At 62.5% G+C, this 22,268-nt stretch carries 18 protein-coding genes and 1 pseudogene; 7 read left to right on the forward strand and 12 right to left on the reverse strand.

What is annotated here, in order from left to right:
• Window positions 1-81: 81 nt before the first annotated feature.
• From NKJ90_RS24940 to NKJ90_RS24955, 4 genes are all read right to left on the reverse strand, one after another.
• On the reverse strand, window positions 82-438 hold the full coding sequence (locus NKJ90_RS24940; protein ID WP_023761853.1) for an SPW repeat protein: 357 nt from the start codon (window positions 436-438) through the stop codon (window positions 82-84).
• A 200-nt stretch (window positions 439-638) separates the two neighbouring features.
• On the reverse strand, window positions 639-1,550 hold the full coding sequence (locus tag NKJ90_RS24945; protein ID WP_023761852.1) for a hypothetical protein: 912 nt from the start codon (window positions 1,548-1,550) through the stop codon (window positions 639-641).
• Window positions 1,551-1,675: 125 nt separating this feature from the next.
• A complete protein-coding gene (locus NKJ90_RS24950) occupies window positions 1,676-2,110 on the reverse strand; it encodes a CBS domain-containing protein (RefSeq protein WP_023761851.1) in 435 nt (144 codons plus the stop codon).
• A gap of 395 nt (window positions 2,111-2,505) precedes the next feature.
• Window positions 2,506-3,483, reverse strand: a complete 978-nt coding sequence (locus NKJ90_RS24955) for a hypothetical protein (protein ID WP_023761850.1) — start codon at window positions 3,481-3,483, stop codon at window positions 2,506-2,508.
• A gap of 405 nt (window positions 3,484-3,888) precedes the next feature.
• On the opposite strand from NKJ90_RS24955, the gene NKJ90_RS24960 reads away from it, so the two are divergent.
• The gene (locus tag NKJ90_RS24960; protein WP_023761849.1) at window positions 3,889-4,602 is read left to right on the forward strand and encodes a DNA helicase; all 714 of its coding nucleotides are present in this window, start codon (window positions 3,889-3,891) and stop codon (window positions 4,600-4,602) included.
• Between the two features lie 8 nt (window positions 4,603-4,610).
• On the opposite strand, the gene NKJ90_RS24965 is transcribed toward NKJ90_RS24960, so the two are convergent.
• The gene (locus NKJ90_RS24965; protein WP_023761848.1) at window positions 4,611-5,534 is read right to left on the reverse strand and encodes a hydrogen peroxide-inducible genes activator; all 924 of its coding nucleotides are present in this window, start codon (window positions 5,532-5,534) and stop codon (window positions 4,611-4,613) included.
• 259 nt (window positions 5,535-5,793) lie between these two features.
• Between NKJ90_RS24965 and katG the strand changes: the two genes are divergently transcribed.
• Together katG and NKJ90_RS24975 are read left to right on the forward strand one after the other, a co-directional pair.
• Window positions 5,794-7,989, forward strand: coding sequence for a catalase/peroxidase HPI (gene katG / locus NKJ90_RS24970; RefSeq protein WP_023761847.1), 2,196 nt, complete (start codon window positions 5,794-5,796; stop codon window positions 7,987-7,989).
• Between the two features lie 281 nt (window positions 7,990-8,270).
• Window positions 8,271-8,828 carry a GNAT family N-acetyltransferase gene (locus NKJ90_RS24975; RefSeq protein ID WP_023761846.1) on the forward strand — a complete coding sequence of 186 codons (558 nt, stop codon included), beginning with the start codon at window positions 8,271-8,273 and terminating at the stop codon, window positions 8,826-8,828.
• A gap of 114 nt (window positions 8,829-8,942) precedes the next feature.
• Here NKJ90_RS24975 and NKJ90_RS24980 read toward each other — a convergent pair whose 3' ends face one another.
• Window positions 8,943-9,359: a MerR family transcriptional regulator gene (locus NKJ90_RS24980; protein WP_352487097.1), complete on the reverse strand. Its 417-nt coding sequence runs from the start codon at window positions 9,357-9,359 to the stop codon at window positions 8,943-8,945.
• A 107-nt stretch (window positions 9,360-9,466) separates the two neighbouring features.
• Between NKJ90_RS24980 and NKJ90_RS24985 the strand changes: the two genes are divergently transcribed.
• A complete protein-coding gene (locus NKJ90_RS24985) occupies window positions 9,467-11,665 on the forward strand; it encodes a heavy metal translocating P-type ATPase (protein ID WP_023761844.1) in 2,199 nt (732 codons plus the stop codon).
• Between the two features lie 11 nt (window positions 11,666-11,676).
• On the opposite strand, the gene NKJ90_RS24990 is transcribed toward NKJ90_RS24985, so the two are convergent.
• The 3 genes from NKJ90_RS24990 to NKJ90_RS25000 form a co-directional block, all read right to left on the reverse strand.
• Window positions 11,677-11,784 (reverse strand): P1 family peptidase, encoded by a 108-nt coding sequence (locus tag NKJ90_RS24990; RefSeq protein ID WP_023761843.1) that lies wholly within the window; start codon window positions 11,782-11,784, stop codon window positions 11,677-11,679.
• Window positions 11,784-13,952 (reverse strand): amylo-alpha-1,6-glucosidase, encoded by a 2,169-nt coding sequence (locus tag NKJ90_RS24995; RefSeq protein WP_023761842.1) that lies wholly within the window; start codon window positions 13,950-13,952, stop codon window positions 11,784-11,786. The genes NKJ90_RS24990 and NKJ90_RS24995 overlap by 1 nt, the downstream gene beginning before the upstream one ends.
• Window positions 13,953-14,157: 205 nt before the next feature.
• The gene (locus NKJ90_RS25000; RefSeq protein WP_023761841.1) at window positions 14,158-15,261 is read right to left on the reverse strand and encodes a glycosyltransferase family 4 protein; all 1,104 of its coding nucleotides are present in this window, start codon (window positions 15,259-15,261) and stop codon (window positions 14,158-14,160) included.
• Window positions 15,262-15,437: 176 nt separating this feature from the next.
• On the opposite strand from NKJ90_RS25000, the pseudogene NKJ90_RS25005 reads away from it, so the two are divergent.
• Window positions 15,438-15,698, forward strand: a pseudogene (locus NKJ90_RS25005) (hypothetical protein); the annotation flags it as partial.
• On the opposite strand, the gene NKJ90_RS25010 reads toward NKJ90_RS25005, so the two are convergent.
• From NKJ90_RS25010 to NKJ90_RS25020, 3 genes are all read right to left on the reverse strand, one after another.
• Window positions 15,641-16,825 carry an MFS transporter gene (locus NKJ90_RS25010; protein ID WP_023761839.1) on the reverse strand — a complete coding sequence of 395 codons (1,185 nt, stop codon included), beginning with the start codon at window positions 16,823-16,825 and terminating at the stop codon, window positions 15,641-15,643. The pseudogene NKJ90_RS25005 and the gene NKJ90_RS25010 overlap by 58 nt on opposite strands.
• A 174-nt stretch (window positions 16,826-16,999) precedes the next feature.
• Window positions 17,000-17,197, reverse strand: a complete 198-nt coding sequence (locus NKJ90_RS25015; protein WP_023761838.1) for a DUF2061 domain-containing protein — start codon at window positions 17,195-17,197, stop codon at window positions 17,000-17,002.
• Window positions 17,198-17,304: 107 nt separating this feature from the next.
• Entirely contained in the window at window positions 17,305-18,969 is a 1,665-nt protein-coding gene (locus tag NKJ90_RS25020; RefSeq protein WP_023761837.1) for a Na/Pi cotransporter family protein, read from the reverse strand.
• A gap of 397 nt (window positions 18,970-19,366) precedes the next feature.
• On the opposite strand from NKJ90_RS25020, the gene NKJ90_RS25025 reads away from it, so the two are divergent.
• Entirely contained in the window at window positions 19,367-19,738 is a 372-nt protein-coding gene (locus tag NKJ90_RS25025; protein WP_023761836.1) for an RcnB family protein, read from the forward strand.
• A gap of 141 nt (window positions 19,739-19,879) precedes the next feature.
• Window positions 19,880-21,829, forward strand: coding sequence for a DNA primase (gene dnaG, locus NKJ90_RS25030; protein WP_352487099.1), 1,950 nt, complete (start codon window positions 19,880-19,882; stop codon window positions 21,827-21,829).
• Window positions 21,830-22,268 lie beyond the last annotated feature (439 nt).

Raw genomic sequence — 22,268 nt, forward strand, 5'->3', positions numbered from 1 at the left:
CGGTCAGAGGCATCTGTTTCCTCTTGGTTCGACCGCCAAATCGGCTTCATCACACTCGCTGCCGCAGCGACGCCAGTCCTGCTAGGCCGTAGATTGCGTTGGAGGGTTCTGGTACATCATCCACAGCTCGATCGCAGCAAGGACCGCGACCAGAACGCCGATTACCACATGCACGCTCATGGCCGTGGTTGCCTGGAATCCAAGCACCCAGGGAGACACGATTACCCAAAGGCCCACAACGAGGTTCAACCATTCCTCCCAAATAGCAAAGGCGGAGAGGGCGGCAACCGAAAGCAAGAAAATCACGATGCCGCTGCCCATGGCATTCTGGGACTGCGTCCCCGCCGCGAAGGCGAATATCCAGGGAGAGAAGAAGAGAACTGCTCCGAGGATTAGATTTGCCACGTCACAAAGCTTGGCGTTTGACCACTGGTTCATGATTTTTCTCCATCAAGCGTGCTTTCCACGCTTCCGAAGCTCAGTCGGCTGGCTTGAAACCGCCGGTCCATATGGCGGCATGGCTACAACCGGACTTGCTGGCTCTGTAACTGTATTGCAGGCCATTGGTTCCAATCAACAAATCTGGAGCACCATCCGCTGAGCGTGGTGGCGGGCATTTTTTCCTCGGCTGGGAGCATTCAGCAACTCTTGATCGGCCCGCGAGATACAAACGCAGCGGGAAGGTGCGAGGTGCAGGCCATCACCCATGTGATCGCCTCTCGATCATATTCGTCACCAGAGCGCCAGTCCTCGAAGAAGGCGTTCAACGTGCCGACACGCTCGGGCCAGACGTCGCTGGCCTGCAGCCCTAGTGACACGCCAAAATTGGTGAAAGCGAACTTCGTGTCGCGCAGCCACGGCGTGCGGCTGAAATAACCTGGCGGGTCGACCCACATCGTTTCCAGGGTTCTAAGCGATCGCCTCGTCTGGGCTTCGGCCCATGGTTCAGCGGGGAAGAAGTGGGCGAGCCACAGCATCATGCCGAGACCGAGATCCTGTTCGATATCGAGCGTTTGCCAATCGTGCTCGATCAGGTCACGCATCTGCGCGATTTCGGGCGCCAGCTCGTCTTCATCGAGAATCCGGTAGGAGACATAGCCGTCATAAGCGTCCATGCTGCCGAGGCCATAGCCGGGATAAGGACTGCTCAAGTCCTCCTGCATCTTCCAGACCACACCGCGGCCGGGGATCACAAAAGCCGGGTGAATGTCACGCGCCAGCGCGACACCGCGCGCGCGGTATCGCGGTTTCAGATCCCCGAGACGCGCCAAGGCAAACAGCCACATCGCCAGGTAGTGGAAGTACTGACCGTCACGATCAGCCGCTTCCCCGATCCTCAATCCACGCCGACGGCCGAGCACACGCTCTACATCGGCCACCAGCCGCTCAGCCTCATCCAGCCAGCGCGTCTCGCCGGTTTCCGTGTAGAGTGAGACGTAGAGCACGACCCCGAACGCATCGGTCCAGAGATAACGCAAGCCGTTAGGCCAGATGCCTTCGGCGCGCATCCAATCGAGTTTTCGCAGCACGTAGTCGACGTCACGCAACATTGGCACCAAACCCGAACGGATAGGCCATGCGGTTGCGGCATACCGGGCGATATCCGCCTCTGTTTGGGCTGGCTATCGCAATCTGGTCGGCAGCCCGCAGCCAACGCCGCCCTTGTTCGCTGACCTCAATGCAACTGCGAATGCTGTCCGCCATGCCGCGAGATGCCGCTCAATGCCTCACCCGCTTCTGCCGATTCGCCATTCATGGCGAGGTCGCCCAGCGAAACAATGCCGATCAGCCGCTTGTCGCGGTTCAACACCGGCAGGCGCCTTACTTGAAGCTCACCCATTCTGTGAAGGACGTCGTCTGCGTCTTCGTCACCGAAACAATATTCGACGTCAGGGGTCATCACCTCGCGAATTTTGGCGTCGGGTCCTTTGCCTTGGGCGATGCCGCGGATCGCGATATCCCGGTCCGTTATCATGCCGACGAGCCGGTCGTTCTCACCCACCGGCATGACGCCGGCGTCGAGACGGCCCATGGTTCGAGCGGCCTCGCGTATGGTTTGCTCCGGATTGGCGATCTGGACGTCTTTCGTCATACAATCGGCAATTCTCATCGTAACCTCCTCTAGTTCCGCGGCCCCGCGCCAGCTGATGCTTGAATGAGCGCCCTTGGAAAACGTTCCATGGTTTCGGTCTGCACGAGCAAATAGCCTGCCGGCCCCCTTTGGTCCCCTTTTTCATGTGCGAACCACCGTCGGCGACGGTCGAAGGAGAATGCGCCATGCGCGGCAAAATCGCCGAACCCTGAAGAGCGTTATGTAGGCGCAGCACAAGCACCGGCTGCCGACATTGCGGCATGATCCATTCACGACCGAGGCAGCCGCGGCGTCACGCCAGCGCCGTGGAGGTCGCTTGCTGGCTGGAGTATCCAGCCGAGTTCATGCAGCCTGTGCTCGGTTTTCTACGCTGAGCCTCGGCATGGTCGAGTGAAGTCCGCAGGGAGCGAACTTCATGGCCCTTTGCAAATCGGCACCGGTTGTGGCGGCGGTGCCGGGTGATCCTTGCTGTACTGAGCGATGATCGGCTCGAGGGTCTTTCTCGGCCAGAATTTCGGAGTGCCTATTTCCTTCAGGCAGGACGCGTTCCAGTAAGCGCCCGACTGCGAACGGCTGGACGCTACCGCGGCGATGTCACGTGATTCAGGGTAGATGTAGAGCGTCGTCGGGTTGTCCTTGACCATTGGGATGATCTGCTGGGCATCCGCCGGCGACCAGCTGGTGCAGCCATTGCTGCGGCCGCTTGCGTAGTCCACCAGCTTGCCGAACGGCACGTAGCCATCATGGTCGGCGTGCGAGCTTTTGGGATTTTTGCGCAGGCACATGCCGTGCAGCACCTGGGCAGCGTGGCCGCCGATCACCCGTTGCCTGGCGTTCGCGGCTTCGCCCTCGCCGTCGAACTGTATGAAGGTGCGCTGGAAAACCGCGTCCTGTTTCGCGCCGATGCGGTAGTAGCCCTTGAACGAGGTTTTCGCCTCGCTGGTCATATAGGCGCCTCCGGCGGTCAATGATGAATCCATCGCATTGCCGAAGTTCTTCGCGCAGCGTCTGCCGTTGGCGAAGTCGACGACGCCTTTCAAATTCCGGCCGCTGCCATGGCCCGACGAAATCGCGCGAAACGACTGGCTGGCTTCGCAAATGACATAGTAGCGGTGTCCGGGCTTGCCATCGCCCAGATCGCTGGGGCGCGTCGCGTCCATGGCAAAGTAGCAGGGGTTTTTGACCGCACCTTGCGCCACCTTCTTGAGGTAGAGCGCGCGCGCCCGTTCCAGCACCACCTGTGAGATCTGCCCGTCGCTGTCGCCGACATGGGCCTGTAGCCAGGCCGGAACGTCAGATGGTGCGGCAAAGGATCGGGCCGAGACCGCCACTGCGATGACCATGAGAAGAAGGCTGGCGACGACACCCAGATAGACAGATCTCAACCGCACCGGATCAATTCTCCTATCGAAGGGCCTTGCGATTCCTTGCGCCGCCGAGAATCGATCATAAATGGTCCTGCACCAATCGGCGAAACACATCTTGTTTAGCAGGACCCTTTGTTTTTTGCGTGCCCTCCTGCAAGCCCATTCGAAGAGCCGCGAGGGAGTTCGCGCGTTGAAACGGCCTACGCCCACGCGGCGGTTCCAGGTTTACGGTCAACGACTCAGCATCTTTGACTTATCCGCGATTTTCGATCCACAGGGATTGAGCTATCATCTGATTCTGGCGCGCCCACGCCTCCTCCCTCCGCCGGGAAAGCATCGCTCATGCGGGGCTATTCGATCACCGAACCAACTGTTCGAGCCCAGGCATAAGGAGGGATTGCGGAAACTGCTCGCACCAGGAGGTTTGCAATGAAGTTGTCCGCGCCGGTCTATCATCTGAAACGTCAAGCCAGGCTGTTGTCCCGGCAGCGCAAGGTTCCGCTCCATGAAGCGCTCGATCGTGTTGCAGCACGGGAAGGTTTCAGCAGCTGGAGCCTGCTTGCAGCAAAGGCGGCCGAGGCGGCGCCTGCGGGCGTACTGTTTGCGCAACTTTCGCCCGGCGACCTGGTCCTGGTCGGCGCACGACCAGGCCACGGCAAGACGCTGATGTGCCTCGAACTCGCAATAGAAGCCATGAAGTCCGGCCATCGCGGCGTGTTCTTCACGCTGGAATATACGCAAAGGGATGTGCTCGACCGGTTTCGCGCCATCGGGGCGGATCCGGCGCGGTTCAACGACCAATTCGTGTTCGACAATTCCGATGTCATCAGCGCCGACTACATCGTCAGAACGCTGGCGGCGGCGGCGCGAGGTACGCTGGTGGTCATAGACTATCTGCAACTGCTCGATCAGAAGCGGGAAAACCCGAACCTGATGGCGCAAGTCCGCACGCTGAAGGCCTTTGCCCGCGACAGCGGATTGATCCTCGTCTTCATCTCGCAGATCGACCGGTCATACGATCCGTCGAAGAAGCTGGTCCCCGATATCAGCGACGTACGCTTGCCGAACCCGCTGGATCTGTCGCTGTTCAATAAAACCTGCTTTCTGAACGAGGGCGAGATCCGGTTCCAGGCGGCAAGCTGACGATCCGGTCAGGCAACCTTGACTGGGTGATACTGCGCGCGCAGCGCATCGGACGACTGGCGAACCACTTCGGAGATCAGCAGCAGCTGTTTGGCGATCGGGCTTGTCTTGCGCCAGATCATGCCGATGGTCCGCGACGGCTGAGGACTGGCGAAGTGGGCGATGGAAACCGACGCCGAGCGTGTCTCCACCGGCACGGCCATTTCCGGGATCAAAGTGACGCCGACGCCGGCGCCGACCATTTGCACCAAGGTCGACAGCGAGCTGCCGTCCAGCAACTCCCTTGGCCGTGCCGAATGCATATTGCAGAACGACAGCGCCTGATCGCGGAAACAATGGCCCTCCTCCAGCAAAAGCAGCCGCATCTCGCGCAGCATTTCGCGATTGGGCACCGGCTTTCCCTCGTCCTCGCCGGGCCGGACCAGCACGAAGTTCTCGGCAAACAGCACGATTTCGGTCAGCGACGCTTCCGATACCGGCAGCGCGACGATGGCCGCGTCGAGCCGGCCGTCGGCCAGTTCCTGGATCAGCTTCTGCGTCTGCGTCTCGCGCACGTGGATTTCGAGGCCGTCATGCATGCGGGAAAGGTTGCCGATGATGGCAGGCAGAAGGTAGGGCGCGATCGTCGGGATCACGCCGATGCGCAGCCGGCCCACGAGCCGGTCGCGCGAGGCGCGGGCCAGATCCGTCAGTTCATCTACCGAGCGCAGGATGTCGCGGACGCGCAAGGCAAACTCCTCGCCGAAATTGGTCAGCCGGACCTGTCGCGGACCTCGTTCAAAAAGCTCCGTGCCCAGCGTTTCCTCCAATTCCTTGATCTGCACCGAGATGGCGGGCTGGGAGATGGCGCAGGCATCTGCCGCGCGTCCGAAATGGTTGTGTCTGGCCAGCGCTTCGAAATAACGCAGCTGCTTCAGCGTCAGGTTTGTCATAGCGTAATCTTATCGCTGCAATCAGGAAATCCAACTTAAATTAATCACGCGACTTTGCTATAGGAACTGCGAGGAAGATCAGGAGCAGCCGGGACCATCTGGTCCAGGCGCTCGCAGCGATGGACATCCAAGATATTCGGTCGCGTATCGGGGACAGGTCATCGCGCCTGCCATGAAACGGACCACCTCCAGGGGCATCCAGTGTCCTTGCTCACGCAGCCGTTGAAACAGCTCAACACAGCCACGATCGGAGAAAAACATGGACGCCAACACAGACGACAACAGCAAGGGCAAATGCCCGGTTGCGCATGGGTCCTCCCGCAGGAGCAACCGTGACTGGTGGCCAAACCAACTTGACCTCGGCGTTCTGCACCAGCAATCGAACCTTTCGGATCCGATGGGCGAGGAGTTCGACTATGCCGAGGAATTCAAGTCGCTCGATCTCGATGCGGTGATCAAGGATCTGCACCATGTGATGACGGATTCGCAGGATTGGTGGCCCGCCGATTTCGGCCACTACGGACCGCTGTTCATCCGCATGGCCTGGCACAGTGCCGGCACGTATCGCATCGGCGACGGCCGTGGCGGCGCCGGCGCCGGCCAGCAGCGTTTCGCGCCGCTCAACAGCTGGCCGGACAATGCCAATCTCGACAAGGCGCGCCGGCTGCTGTGGCCGGTCAAGCAGAAATATGGCCGGAAAATCTCCTGGGCCGACCTGTTGATCCTCGCTGGCAATGTCGCGCTCGAATCGATGGGCTTCAAGACCTTCGGCTTCGCCGGCGGCCGCGCCGACGTCTGGGAGCCCGAGCAGGACGTGGATTGGGGTTCGGAAACCAAGTGGCTCGACGACGAGCGCTACTCCGGAGACCGCGAACTCCAAGGCAATCTCGGCGCCGTCCAGATGGGCCTGATCTACGTCAATCCGGAAGGGCCGAACGGCAAACCTGATCCGCTGGCCTCGGCACGTGACATCCGCGAAACCTTCAGCCGCATGGCGATGAACGACGAAGAGACCGTGGCGCTGATTGCCGGCGGTCACACCTTCGGCAAGACGCACGGCGCCGGCGATGCCTCGTTGGTGGGGGCCGAACCGGAAGGCGCCGGCATCGAAGCGCAGGGCCTCGGCTGGTCGAGCAAGTACGCCACCGGCATTGCCGGGGACGCGATCACCTCGGGTCTCGAGGTGACCTGGACCACGACGCCGACAAAGTGGAGCAACAACTTCTTCGACAATCTGTTCAACTACGAATGGGAGCTGACGAAAAGCCCGGCGGGCGCTCACCAGTGGACGCCGAAGGGCGGCGCTGGTGCCGGCACCGTGCCGGATGCGCATGATCCGTCAAAGCGCCGCGCGCCTTCCATGCTGACCACCGATCTCGCGCTGAGGGTGGATCCTGCCTATGAAAAGATCTCGCGGCGTTTCCACGAGCATCCAGACCAGTTTGCCGACGCGTTTGCCCGCGCCTGGTACAAGCTGACCCACCGCGACATGGGCCCGGTCGCTCGCTATCTCGGCCCGCTCGTGCCGAAGGAAGTGCTGATCTGGCAGGATCCGATCCCGGCGGTCGATCACGAAATGGTCAGCGAGCAGGATATCGCATCCCTGAAGTCGAATATCCTGGCATCGGGCCTGTCGGTTTCCGAATTGGTCTCGACCGCTTGGGCGTCGGCCTCGACGTTCCGCAATTCCGACAAGCGTGGCGGCGCCAACGGTGCCCGCATCCGGCTCGCGCCGCAGAAGGACTGGGAGGTCAACCAGCCGGCCGAACTGTCGAAGGTGCTTGCCAGGCTTGAAGGCATCCAGAGCGAGTTCAACGCGGTACAGACCGGCGGCAAGAAGGTCTCACTTGCCGACCTCATCGTGCTCGGCGGCGTCGCCGCGATCGAGAAAGCCGCGAAGGATGGGGGCCATGAGGTGAAGGTGCCGTTCACGCCGGGCCGCATGGACGCCTCTCAGGAACAGACGGATGTTCATTCCTTTGCGCCGCTCGAGCCGAAAATCGATGGCTTCCGCAACTATGCCAGGGGCAAGCAGCCGATGTCGACCGAAGCCATGCTGGTCGATCGGGCGCAATTGCTGTCGCTGACGGCGCCGGAGATGACGGTGTTGGTCGGCGGCTTGCGGGTGCTTGGCGCCAACACGGCCAAGTCGAAGCATGGCGTGTTCACCGACCGGCCGGGGACGCTGACCAATGACTTCTTCGTCAACCTGCTCAGCATGAACACGATCTGGGATCCGGCCGCCGGCTCCGACGAAGTCTACGAAGCGCGCGACCGTAAGACCAAGGCGGTCAAGTGGACCGGCACGCGCGCAGACCTGATCTTCGGTTCGCACGCACAATTGCGTGCACTTGCCGAGGTCTATGGCTCCTCGGACGCCGGGCAGAAATTCGCCAGGGATTTCGTGGCGGCATGGACCAAGGTGATGAACGCCGACCGCTTCGACATCGCCTGAGATCGCGAGAGCGGGATGCATTTGAATTGAACCTGGCATCCCGTTCTAACTGTTTGTTTTAGCCGCATTTCTGCGACGCCAAGCGACTCCGCTTGGCTGCAAAATGCTCTAGTGGCGATCCGGTGCGGCCTTGCCGGAGCGCCATCTTCCCACGACTTGGATCAGGGCCGCGTTTTCAGCGATGGGAACGCGGCCCTGTCGCAAGAGGCTGCCCCTTGGTGGATCGTGCCTTGCCGGGCAATGCTGTTATCTTGTCTGCATAGCGTCTCCGCTGGTGCACCATGATCGAAATCGTCAAACCCGCGCTTGAACATTTGCCGTCCTACAAGGCGGCGCTCGAGCGTGGCTGGTCGCCGGACAATGTGCGGCTGATGGAAGCGACGCGCGAGCAGCTTGCGGCAATCGAAAAAGATCCGGTGGCCTTTCTCGCCGACCTCGACGATCCACAGGCCAGGGGCGGTCCGATCACCTTGCCCGATGGCAAGCAAGTGCCGCGCCTGCCGGGCTTCCGCCGCTGGATCTGGGACGGCGAGGCATCGGGCTCGATCGGCTTCCGCTGGCAGCAGGGCACGGCAGAACTGCCGCCACATGTGCTTGGCCATATCGGCTATGCGGTGGTGCCGTGGAAGCGGCGGCGCGGCTACGCCACCGAGGCGCTGCGGCTGATGCTGGACGAGGCGAGGGCGGTCGGCTTACCCTATGTCGAGATCACCGCCAAACCAGGCAATCCAGCCTCGCACAGGGTGATCCTTGCCAATGGCGGCAGGCTGGTCGAGCGCTTCTTCGAAGACGCCGCCTATGGCGGGGTGGAAAGTTTGCGATTCCGGATCGAGTTGTAGGGTGGGGGGCGGCGCGGCCGGAGGGGCGGAGCTCGGTGGTTGTGCAACGCTGCGGCTCTCTGAGGTCACGGCGCGGAACCCATGCGGCTGCGCCGCGTCGCTCCTTGCTCCGCCTCACCCATGCTCGTCAGTGCACAGCGCGTGGTCGGACAGCGCGCGGATGACGTAGCAGTCGCCGACCGTCTCACCATTGCAGCAGGTGGCGATGCGTTCGAGTTCGGCCTCCAGCCGCTTCAACTGGGCGATCTTGTCCCGCACCGAGATCAGCTGTTCCTCGGCGATCCTGTCGGCGTGGCCGCAGGGCTGCTCGGGGTGGCCGCTCAAGTCGATCAGCGAGCGGATATCCTCGACGGCGAAGCCGAGGTCGCGGGCGTGGCGGATGAAGGCCAGTCGTTCCAGCTCCTGCCTGGAATAGCGGCGCTGGTTGCCTTCCGAACGCTCGGGTGCCGCGACCAGGCCCATCTGCTCGTAGTAGCGGATTGTCGGCACCTTGACCCCGGTGCGGCGCGAGAGATCACCGATCGAAAACATGAATTTTGCCTCTTGAAGCTCTAGTGGCTAGAGCAATTACAGTGCCTCACATCAGCATTCAAGACCAATGCGGCGACGCCGCGCGGGCAAGACAGACAGGCGATGTGATGACGGTGCCTCTCAAGCAGACGCGGTTCAGGATCGGCGGCATGGATTGCGCCTCCTGTGCGGCGAAGATCGACACGGCGGTTCGCCGTCTCGACGGCGTCGCCGATGTCTCGGTTTCGGTGACCAGCGCCAGCATGACGGTCAGTCACGGTGGCGCACTGCCGGAAGGCAAGGTGCTGCGGCAGGTTGCGCGGCTTGGGTATGGCATCATAAAGGCCGAAGCCAGGATCGATGGGCAGGCTTCAACAGTCAAAGCGTATGACCATGCTGATCATGGCGAGCCGGCCAGCAAGCAGGCCGTCGCTTCAACCCATCTCCACATGGGTGGCGAGCCGGGGCAGGCGTGGTGGCGTTCCCGCCGGGCAGTGCTGACGGTGGCTTATGCGGCAGCGCTTCTTGCTGCCTATGCCATCGGCTATCTGTTTCCGGCGGCCGAGCGCTGGGTGTTCTTGGCCACGCTGCTGGTCGGCTTGGTGCCGGTCGCGCGGCGTGCGCTGATGGCGGGACTGGCCGGCACGCCGTTCTCGATCGAGACGCTGATGGCCATCGCGGCGACAGGCGCCGTGATGATCGGCGCGACGGAAGAAGCGACCGCCGTGGTGGTGCTGTTCCTGATCGGCGAACTCCTGGAAGGTGTCGCCGCCGGCCGTGCGCGGGCGAGCATTCAGCGACTTGCCGATCTGGTGCCGAAGACAGCACTGGTCGAGCGCGCAGGCGGCACATCGGAGGTTCCCGCTGAAGACCTTTCGATCGGCGACGTCATCGTGGTGCGGCCGGGCGACCGAATTCCGGCCGATGGCGAGATCGTCGAGGGTTCGAGGTATGTCGACGAGGCGCCGGTGACCGGCGAGAGCACACCGAAGCGCAGGGGTGTCGCGGAAACCGTCTTCGCCGGCACGATCAGCACAGACGGCGTGCTCAAGGTGCGGGTGACGGCAGCCGCGTCGGACAACACCATCGCTCGCGTCGTGCGGCTGGTGGAAGAAGCGCAGGAGGCCAAGGCGCCCACCGAGCGCTTCATCGATCGTTTCTCGCGTTATTATACGCCAGCGGTGCTGGCCGTCGGCGCGCTGGTGGCGCTGCTGCCGCCGCTGCTTGCCGACAGCGACTGGAACGAGTGGATATACAAGGGCCTGGCGATCCTGCTGATCGGCTGCCCCTGCGCGCTGGTCATCTCGACGCCGGCGGCGATCGCCGCAGGTCTTGCGACCGGCGCGCGGCGTGGCTTGTTGATGAAGGGCGGTGCCGTGCTGGAAGGGTTTCGAGGGATCACGGCGGTCGCCTTCGACAAGACCGGCACGCTGACGGCCGGCAGGCCCGTGGTGACCGACATCGTGGCGTATGGCCGCGATGAACGCACCGTGCTGGCGCTGGCGGCGGCCCTCGAGCAGGGCTCCGGCCATCCGCTGGCGACGGCAGTCCTGGACAGGGCCAAGGCAGACAAAGCTCCGGTGCCACCGGCGCTGGCGGCGAAGGCGATTTCCGGCAAGGGCGTCGAGGGCAGCGTCGGCGGCGTCGCTGTCTTCCTGGGCTCCGGCCAGGCGGCAGGAGAACGCGCTAACATGAACGAAGCGCAGCGCCTTGCCGTCGACAGCCTCAACGGCGAGGGCAAGACGGTGTCTGTGCTGGCGGCCGATGGCGTGGTGGCGGGGTTGATCGCCATGCGCGATGAGCCGAGGCCGGATGCGGCGGCGGGTATTGCGGCACTGAAGGCCGAGGGCATTCGGGCGGTGATGCTGACCGGCGACAACCGCCGCACCGCCGAAGCCATCGCCGCTTCGCTCGGCATCGAGGCGCGGGCGGAGCTGCTGCCGCAGGACAAGCAGCGCATCGTCGGCGAGTTGCGGCGCGAAGGGCTCAAGGTGGCCAAGGTCGGCGATGGCATTAACGACGCGCCGGCGCTCGCCGCCGCCAACATCGGCATCGCCATCGGTGGCGGCACCGATGTGGCGCTGGAAACCGCCGACGCTGCGATCCTGCATGGCCGGGTCATGGACGTCGTGCGCATGGTAAAACTGTCGCGGGCGGTGATGGCCAATATCGGCCAGAACATCGGGGTGGCACTCGGGCTGAAGGCGGTGTTCCTGATCACCACCATCGCCGGCATCACCGGCCTGTGGCCGGCGATCCTGGCCGATACCGGCGCCACCGTGCTGGTCACCGCCAACGCCATGCGCCTGCTGCGCTGGCGCGGGTGAGGTCGACAGTCTTACCGGAGGATCGCGGTGACGCCGGTGTTGATGTCGCCGTTGAGCAGCGTGCATTGGCGAACACGCACATCGGGCACATCACTGATCGCATTGTGCGATCCGACCACTAAGAGTGCACCACCAGCGGCACGAGGCCCTCGTGCCGCTCATCGAGATAGCAGACCATGTGGTCGCCGATGCGCTGAAACGTAAGGTCGACCTTCGCCTCACCGACCGCTAAGTGTCGGATCACGATGTTGTCGATGCCTATCGGCAACCGGGGCTGCTGGACATTGATCTCGTGTTTCCAACCGTCGACTCGAATCCCCAGGCAGGCCTGCAGCAACATAAAGGCGGATCCGGCCGACCATGCCTGTGGCAGACAGGCTACGGGGTAGGCTATCGGCGCGTCGCCGATCGCGCGGGTAAAGCCGCAGAATAGTTCCGGCAGCCGCATGTTGAAGCGGACCGCCGCCTCAAACATACTGCTCATCAGCTTTACAACGCTTGTCCGCTCCTGGTAGCGGGCGAGCCCAGCGGCGCAGATCGCCGTGTCATGTGGCCAGATCGAACCGTTGTGATAAGACATCGGGTTGAATGGAAGCTCGTCGTCGGCCAGGGTGCGAACGCCCCAACCGCTGTGGAGGTGAGCTGACAGCAGCTGCGCGGCAATCGACTGCGCCCGTTCCGCTGACGGCAGTCCGACATAAAGCAGGTGACCCGCGTTGGAGGCACGCACGGCGCATTGCTTGCCTTCTCCGTCTATTGCCAAGGCGTAGAAGTTGCTCTCCGGCATCCAAAACCGCGTCTCCACCGCGCTGCGGATCGTTTCTGCCATGGCGCTCCAGCGTGCGGCCTTGGCGTCGTCGCCGCGCTTTGCCGCCAGTGCAGCCATGCCTTGGTAGGCCGCAAAGACATAGCCTTGCACCTCTACCAATGCGATTGGTCCCTTGGGTATCGTGCCATCGGCATGGAAGATCGCGTCGGCGCTGTCCTTCCAGCCTTGGTTGAAAAGCCCCGTATCCGCCCCCCTGTTGTAGGTCACGAAGCCCTCTCCGTTGCGAGCTCCGACCTCCTCCATCCACGCGATCGCCGCACACAGGGAATCCCACATGCGATCGACGAATTCGTGATCGCCCGTGCGATCGGCGTAGGAGCAAGCCAGGTAGACATAGAGCGGAGTGGTGTCGACTCCACCATAGTAGCGGCCGAACGGCAGTTCGCGCAGTACAGCCATTTCCCCCTTGCGCGTTTCATGCATGATCTTGCCGGGCTCGGCATCGTCAAATATCGACGTTTCTGTCGACTGATAGCGGGCAAGGTACGCCAGGACGCCGCGAGCGAGCTCAGGGTTCAGCCACAACATCTGCAAGGCGGAAATGACGCCGTCGCGGCCAAAGGCGGTCGAGAACCAGGGAATCCCCGCGTACGGATATGGCCCAGTTTCCAGATCAGTGGTCAGCAACGCGATGTCGGCGCGCGTGCGCGTGAGCCAGTCATTAAACACGCGACCGGAACTGAACACCGTGGCGCCCTGTCGACGCTTTGAGCGCATGGCAAACCGGGCCCGTGCCGCGGCCGCTCGGAAACGATCACTGGATGGGGCTTCTTCGCTGTGACCGACCTCCAGATACAGCTCTCTTCTGTCGCGCCTTGCCACCAGAATGCGAAACTCGGCGTGATTGGGATGCACCTGATCGGGCCTCATCGAAAACGCGATGACAGATTGGCGCGATACACTGTCGAGGCCTTCGTATCGGAACGTGACGCTCGTCTCGCCGACCAACGCATCATGCGCGCGACCACGGCGGCTTCGGGTAGTGCCTCGCACCTCGAACATATCACGGAAATCGGCGTCAAAGTCGAAACGGACCGGCAGCAGCACCTCGCGCCTGGCGTAGTTCGAGAACGTGATCCGCTCGAACATGCGGTCCTGCCAGATGAACCGGGTCCGATTGATGTGGACGACGCCTGGCAGCGTTTCGCTGCCGTTTGGCCCGATGGTGGCCAGATTGGTGAGATTGGCGTTGAATAGAATGTTGTCCTGCGACAGCGAGGCGCCGAGCAGCGAGGGCATACGGCCGCCAATGAACAGACGGAAGCGCGACAGCACACGCGTATCGTCGCGGAAGAGCCCGTCGCCAGTGCCGCGTATGTCACCATAGCTGTCGGTGACGATGAAGCAGTCCTCATGCTTCAGGGCAAATTGCCTGTGCGGCTCGCGCGGCGCCGATTCGTCCAGTGCCGGGAGAGCCACGGCTGGATCAAGCTTTCGGTCTTCGACTTCGATGGTCATGTCAGCCCTCCTGTTCAGAAGAGACTTGGGCGGCAGAGGCGCGCACATGCTCCCACTCGCTTGCGCCGAACCTCCCTCATCAACAATATTCGCATCAGTCCCGTACTCGGGCGTGCGGTCGCGGATAGCGTGGTTCGAATTCTTGGCGAATGATTGGCAACTTTCGCTCTTTCGGCTCGATCAAACGCGGTTCGAACCATCGGTTCTAGGCGGCCGGCTTGGCCACGACCATCGCAGCCGCATCCGCAGCGCAGCCATTTTGGGGGCCAGGTGCAAGTCGCCTGGTGCCCGCGAGCAAGCGGTAGACCGCCATGTAGTCGCGGCACATGCGTCCAACCGTGAACCGCTTTTCGAAAATTTCCCGCACCCGTGCACGATCGAGATCGCCTACCCGCCGGACGGCCTCGACAGCTTCGCCAACACCTTCCACGATCAGTCCGGACACTCCATCGTCGATGACCTCTGGAACGGCGCCGCGGTTGAAGGCTATCACCGGGGTGCCGCAGGCCATTGCCTCGATGGTTACAAGGCCGAACGGTTCGGGCCAGTCGATCGGAAACAGCAGCGCTGTCGCTCCGCCCAAAAAATCTGCCTTCTGCCGTTCATCGATCTCGCCAACGAACTCGACGTTCGAATGTCGAAGCACCTTGGGTTCGACCTTCTCAGTCCAAAATGATTGGTCCACCGCGTCGATTTTGGCGGCGATCTTCAGCGGCATCCCGGCGCGCGCTGCGATTTCTATCGCGGCTTCCGGCCCCTTTTCCGGTGAGATTCGGCCAAGGAACGCCAGATAACCCGAGGCTTTCGGCCGGAAGGGGAGAATGTCGGGCGGCAGGCCGTGATAAACTGTTCCGAGCCAATCGACCGGTGGCATGGGCCGGCGCTGGTCATTGGAAATCGAGACCAGTGGAAGGTCGTCGAACATCGCGTAAAGTTGCGCCAGGTCCGGAAGGTCGAGCCGGCCATGTAGGGTGGTAACGGTTCGCCGCGCGAACTCACGGATCATTGGAAAGTGGAGAACATCGACGTGAAAATGCAGCACATCGAATTCATTCGCCCGTCTGCGAACCTTTTCAAGCATCATGACGTGATACGGAACATGGTTCTGGGCGCTAGGGTTCAGCCGTAGTGCAACATTGCAACACGCGACCAGTTCGGCCGAGGTGCTTGAATCGCCGCTGGCGAACAACGTCACTTCGTGGCCCTGTCGAACCAGCTCTTCCGTCAAATAGGAAACGATACGCTCAGTTCCTCCATAAAGCCTCGGCGGTACCGACTCGATCAGAGGTGCGATCTGGGCTATCTTCATCTGCGGAATACCTGAAAGCGGAAGTCAGCCTTCAAACCAACCGGCGATGGCACGACCCTCCTTCACCTATTCACATCACCGCCAACTTTCGGATTGCTGATTTGTTCCGGGGAACAATCGCTGCGCCGCGACGCCGCCCCGAACAACGACAAGGGATGCCCATCTCGGCGCGAACCGCCGTCGAAACGGCGGATGCGGCGATCCTGCATGGCCAGGGCATGGACCTCGTGTGCGTGGTAAGACTGTCGCGTGCGATGATGGCCGATATCGGACAGAACATCACCCTGACGCTGGGGCTGAAGGCGGTGTTCCTGGTCACCACCATCGTCGGCGGCCTGTGGGCGGCGATCCTGGCGCGGATCAGGGCTTTGTTCGAGCTCTACTCCGCTGGGGCCGTCAGCGGCGGCGTGGCTTTGCTGCGTCCTTCCCAGACATAAGAGGCGAGCGCCACCGCGACCGCGACCAGCATGGCGACGGCACCGAGCAGCGGCAGGCTGCGATAGCCAAATCCGGCATTGAGCGTGGCGGCGCCCAGCGACGCGGCAAGCGCGATGCCGACATTGAAGCCGGACGGAATGAGCGACGAAGCGAGGTTCGAGGCGTCCGCCGTCCAGGCCAGGATGCGGGTCTGGATCGGTGTGCCGATGGCGAAGTTGAGGCCGCCCCAGACGACGATCGCGACGACCATCGGCAGGGGAAAGGGGCTGACGACATAGATGACGGCTAGCGTCGCCGCCTGCAGGGCCAGCATCGAGATCAGCGACGGCATCAGCTTCCAGTCGGAGAGCTTGCCGCCGAGGAAAACGCCTAGCGTGGCGCCGACGCCATTGAGCAGCAGCACCCACGGCACCCAGCCCTCGTCGAGCCCGGTGACCTCCAGCAGTGTCGGAGTGATGTAGGTGAACAGGCCGAACTGGCCGATCATCAGCATCAACATCAGGATCAGCGAGGTCCAGACCTGCTGGCGGGCCAGCACGCGAACCTCGCGGGCAAAGCCGGCGGGCCTCGCCGACGATCCGGTGGTGCGCGGCAGCAGCGCTGCCATGGCAAGCGTTGCCGCCACGCCCAGCGCGCACATCACCCAGAAGGTGGCGCGCCAGCCCCAGATGTTGCCTATCGCGGTGCCGGCGGGCACGCCGATGACGTTGGAGACAGTAAGGCCGGACAGGATGACGGCAACCGCCATGCCGCGTTGATCCTCGCGCACAAGACCGACGGCGACGACCATGGCGACGCCGAAATAGGCGCCGTGCGCGACCGCGACGGCAATGCGCAACAGCAGCATCGAGGTGAAGTCGGGCGCCAGCGCGCAGGCGGCCTGGCCGATGGTGAAGGCGACGGCGAGGCCAAGCAGCAAGTTCTTGCGCGACAGCAACTTGGTGGCGAGCGCCAGCAGCGGGCCGCCGACGGCGATGCCACAGGCATAGCCGGAGACGAGATAACCGGCGGAGGGAACCGAAACGCCGAGCCCTTGCGCCACTTGCGGCAGCACTCCGGCAATCACGAATTCAGTGGTGCCGAAGGCAAAGGCGGCGATGAACAGGGCGATGAGCGGAAGCGACATGGCCGGAATTGGATCCTCGATTGCAGGCGTCAAACCACGGACGGGCGTCGCGGACAATTCAGAAATTGTTGGCGCCGGTTTAGGTTTTCTTGATCGAGACCCAACGCAACCTGCTGGCGTGACAGCCGGTGAGGGCGCGCCGGGTCGGTCGCGCGAACGCCGCTATGCTACGGTCTAGCGCCCGTAGGGAATTCTCAGCCAGGCGCGTTCATGGGCATAGTAGAGCAAGGATTTGGTGGCGACCTCGGTCAGGCCGATTGTCGCGGCGAGCTTGACGCTTCCCGTCACGACCAGCGAAATGATCATCGTGTCGATGGTGCCGGTCACGCGCCAGGAGAGCGCCTTGGCAAAACTGCGTGAGTGGGTATCCATCGATTTCCTCCGAAAGGCTGGGCTAATGAACCCTTATCCCGACTGGAGGAAACAGAGCAAAGGTATTTTGCCGCAGAAGGGCGCACGGCACCTGATGGTGTCGTGGATCAGCTCGCCTTCAGCCGCGACCCGGTGAGCAGGCCGCGCTCTTCGAGCACCGGATAGGCCATCGAGGCCAGCAGCGAGTTGATCTGCTTCAGGTCGCGGATGGTGTCGAGATGGATCGAACTGGTCTCGACGCTTTTGGCGGTGCCGTCGCGCAGTCGTACGAAATGACTGGCGCTGGTTTCCTTCTCGCGATCGCGCAGCCGGTCCTTTTCCAGCACCAGCTGGCGGGCTGTCTCGGGGTCGCGCGAAACCAGGACGTTGAAGGCCAGCCGTGCATTGGCGAGCACCGAGCTGTGGAAGGCGAACAACTCGCTCCAGCCTTCGTCGGTGAATTCCAGTCCGCGCTCGAACTTCTTCTTCACATGCACCAGCATGTTGCGCACGATGATATCGCCGACCTGCTCCAGCTTGACGCAGGCGCCGATCAGCTCCTGGCAGCGCAACGCCTCGTCCTCGGTCAGCGAATTCCTGGTAAGCTTGGCCAGATAGAGCTTGATCGCGGCGTGCTTTCTGTCGACGCGGTCGTCGAGTGCAGCCAGCGCCTTGATCTTGTCGGCGTCGGTACTTTCATAAAGTTCGATGATGCGCTTCAACATGATCTCGACTGTCTCGCAGACCCGCACCACTTCGCGCGTGGCATTGGCTAGCGCCTGGCTTGGCACGTCGAGAGCGCTCTCGTTAAGCGCGGATAGCTCGACGACATCGAGCGAGGCGGCCGGCACTGGCTTGATGCCAAGCGCGACAATCTTTTCGGAAGCGCGATAGACGAAGCCGGCCAGCGGCAGCCCGGCGAGCAGGATCAGCACATTGAACAGGATGTGGGCGTTGACGATCTGGTCCGCGGCCGTCGAACCAAGAAAGGCGAAGTGCGGCCTGAAGATCATGACCAGGATCAGCATGACCAGAGAGCCAAGCCCGCGCATCAGGAGATTGCCGACCGGCACGACGCGCACTTCGGGGCTCGACGAGCGGGTCAGCATCGGCGCGATGATCGAGGAGCCGAGATTGACGCCGAGGATGAGGACGACGCCGAGTTCCGGCGTGATCAGGCCGCGGCCGGCGAGCGTCGCCATCAACAGAACCGCCGCGATGCTCGACTGGAACAGCCAGGTGATCAGCGCCGCCAACAGGTAGGCGGTGATGGAATCAGTCGAGAAGTAGTTGATGATGACCGGCAGGAGCTGGCTGTTGCGCAACGGCTCCGATGCTTGGCCGATCATTTCCAGCGACAGGATCAGAAGACCGATGCCGACCAGGATGCGGCCGGACTGGCGCCAATCGCGGCGCTCGGTAGCCATGAACATCACCGTGCCGGTGATCAGGCAGAGCGGCACCAGCAGGGTGAGATCGAAGGTCAGCAGCTTGACCACCAGCGCCGAGCCGATCTCGGCGCCGCGCACGGCAAGCTGGCCCGCGGCGCCCGAGACGATGCCGGAGCCGGCGAAGGAGCCGACCAGAAGCGTGACGGCGGTGGAGCTCTGCAACGCGATGGCGAGGCCGGTGCCGGCCAGCACCGCCATGACCGGATTGCGCATGGTGGCGCGCAGACGATGGCGCAGCACGTCGCCATAGGCGCGCTCGACGCCGGTCTTGACCATGCGGGTGGCAAACAGCATCAGCGCCACGGCGCCGGCCAGATGCAGAAGAACGACGGAGCCGCTCATCTTGCCGCACGCATGCGAACAGGGCGCGCAACGCGGCCAGCGTGGCGGGCGGGATGAAAAGCGGGGTTACGAATCATGTTCATGGCAGTCGCCGATAATACTCGAATATTTTAGCCGGATAATAAAATATTGTCGATTTTAATGGCCGTTGCCGCGCGACAGGCCGCGACAGGCGGTGTCGGAAAATGGATTGAGGCGCAAATGGTTGCATTGCCAAGCCGCTGTGGGGCGGCGGATCGGCCAAGTTTGCCGCGCGTTTGGGCTCTTGATTTTGCGAGGATGTCCAACTCTCTCGGATAAATAGATGAATTCATTACACAATTGTAATGCAGGCGTTCAGTTTCGGTTCATCGATGTCCCGCCATTCCTCTGATGTCGAAAACCAAGGAGACTTCTCATGAAACGCATTATCCTTTCGGCCCTCGCTTTCTCGATGCTGGCCGCCACGTCATTCACCGGCCAGGCCGCGTCGCTGAATGCGCCGGTCGCGCCGCAGTCGAACTACAGCCAGGTCGACTGGCAGAAGCCCGGCAAGCATGTCGACGTGCGTAAGCGCGTCGTGGTGAAGAAGAAGGTCGTCGTGAAGCGCAGCCATTGGCGCAATGGCCAGAAATATTCCAGCTGGAAGCGTCACCAACCGATCCGCGATTATGGCCGGTACGGCCTGCATCGTCCCGGTCGCGGTCAGGAATGGATCCGCGTCGGCAACGACTACGTGCTGGTCGGCATCCTCTCCGGCGTCATCTTCGGCGCGCTTGCCGCGCAGTAACCGGCAGCTTACCGGGCATTGAAAGGGAGGCGACCCGCAACGGCCGCCTTTCTTTTTGCCCTGTGGAAACCGGGTACGGCCCGCATTAGGGGTCGTCGGATTTCGCGGGCATGATTATATGGTGGGGAAACGAGTTCCCCGATGCGCTTCCCACCCGCCTTCCTCGACGAGATACGCGACCGCGTGCCGATTTCCCAGCTTATCGGCCAGCGCGTTGCGTGGGACAGGAAGAAGACCAACGCGCCGCGCGGCGACTATTGGGCCTGCTGCCCGTTCCATGGCGAGAAAAGCCCGTCCTTCCACTGCGAGGACAAGAAGGGTCGCTACCATTGTTTCGGCTGCTCGGTGTCGGGCGATCATTTCAAGTTCCTCACCGAACTCGATGGAATGAGCTTTCCCGAAGCGGTCGAGAAGATCGCCGACATGGCTGGCGTGCCGATGCCGGTTCGCGATGCCCAGGAGGAGCGGCGCGAAAAGGAACGCGCCAGCCTGACCGATGTCATGGAGATGGCGACCACCTTCTTCCAGGAGCGGCTGCAGGGGCCGGAAGGCGCAAAAGCCCGTGCCTATCTGCGCGATCGCGGCCTGACACCGGCGACACAGCAATCGTTCCGGCTCGGTTTCGCACCCGACAGCCGCAATGCGCTGAAGGAGCATCTCGCCGCCAAGGGCATTCCCAAGGCCGATATCGAGGCCTGCGGATTGGTGCGCCACGGCGACGACATCCCGGTTTCCTATGACTGGTTCCGCGACCGCATCATGTTCCCGATCCCGGATTCGCGCGGCAAGATCATCGCTTTCGGCGGGCGCGCGCTGCAGCCGGATGCGCTGGCCAAATACATGAACTCGCCCGACACCGAGCTCTTCCACAAGGGCGATGTGCTCTACAATTTCGCCCGCGCCCGCCAAGCGATGGGAAAGGGGGCCCTGGCCAAGGGCGGCACGGTCATCGCCGTCGAAGGTTATATGGACGTCATCGCGCTGGCGCAGGCCGGCTTCGAGAATGTCGTGGCGCCGCTCGGCACCGCGCTCACCGAGAACCAGCTCGAGCTGCTTTGGCGCATGGCGCCGGAGCCGATGCTGTGTTTCGACGGCGACAAGGCCGGGCTCAAGGCAGCGTGGCGGGCCGCCGACATGGCGCTGCCGTCGGTGCAGGCCGGGCGCTCGGCGCGCTTCGCGCTGCTGCCGGAAGGCAAGGATCCCGACGATCTGGTCAAGGCCGACGGACCGGATGCGTTTCGCATCGTGCTGGCCGAGGCGCGACCGCTGGTCGATCTGTTGTGGATGCGTGAGACGGCGGGCGGCGTCTTCGACACGCCGGAGCGGCGGGCCGAACTCGAGAAGACGCTGCGCGAGCTGACCAGCCGCATCCGCGACGAAAGTCTGCGCTACCATTATCAGCAGGAGATGCGCGAACGCGTGCTGAGCTTTTTCGGCTCCCAGCGCAGCACCAGGCAAGGACGCCAGGATGGACGACCGGGCCAGGGCAAGGCCGCCGCGCCCGGCGGTCAGTTCGCCAAGAGCGGTGGCGGCCGCATCGCCATCACCGAAAGCCTTGGCCAGTCGGCACTGGTCAAGCGCGGCAGCGAGGGGATGTCGGTGCGCGAGGCGACGATCATCGTCGCATTGGTCAACCATCCGGCGCTGATCGACGAGAATTTCGCCCATATCGAGTTTCTCGATCTTGGCAACTCGGACCTGAGGCGGCTGCATGGCGCGATCCTCGATGCAATGGCGCATGACATGGCGAATGACCGTCAGGCCGTTATAGCGACGATCGAACGCGCCGGCTGCGCCGAGATCTGGGAGCGTGCCGTCGGCCTGATCCGGCGAATGCGGCAATGGCCGGCATTGGAGACCGCCGCCCTTGACGATGCCCGCGACGCTTTCAGCCAGGCACTGCACTTGCAGCGCAGCGCGCGCACCTTACATAAGGAGCTGAAACAGGCGGAAGCGGCGCTCGCTACTGATCCCACAGACGAAAATTACCGGCACCTGATCGAAATTCAGGCGCAATTTCAGGATGTACAGGCAACGGAAGCGCTGATCGAAGGATTCGGTGTGTCCTCGGGCAGGGCCGGGCGGGCTTAAGGCATGATCCCGAAAAGCGGGAACCGGTTTTCGGAGAAGATCATGCTTCCACCAAGAATGACAAGGCCTTTCCGATCCAAGGAGCGGAACGGGCCTCGCAAGAGAATGACAGTGAGGCGTTGCGCGTCCAAATGGTGCGCGGCGGGCTAAGTCGGGTAATTGATTCGCTTTTTTAAGGCGAATCATGCGAGAGGCGCTTGACCTTCTGGCAGAATGACGGAATCAGGACGATTCGAAACGTTAACCCGAACCCGCGTCGACGGGAAATAAGCGATGTGGGGGTACTGGTCACTGGACAGGCAGCCTGCCTGCCACAGATACCAGGGTTAATCTGGACTTAATGCGTGTCGCCCAAAAGGAAACCGGTTTTGGGGACAACGACATGCACCAAACGACGAGTTGATGCAGTTACTGGCCCGGTGAACCGCGTTCATAAGCG

Source organism: Mesorhizobium sp. M0051, from assembly GCF_040323235.1.
GTDB lineage: Bacteria > Pseudomonadota > Alphaproteobacteria > Rhizobiales > Rhizobiaceae > Mesorhizobium.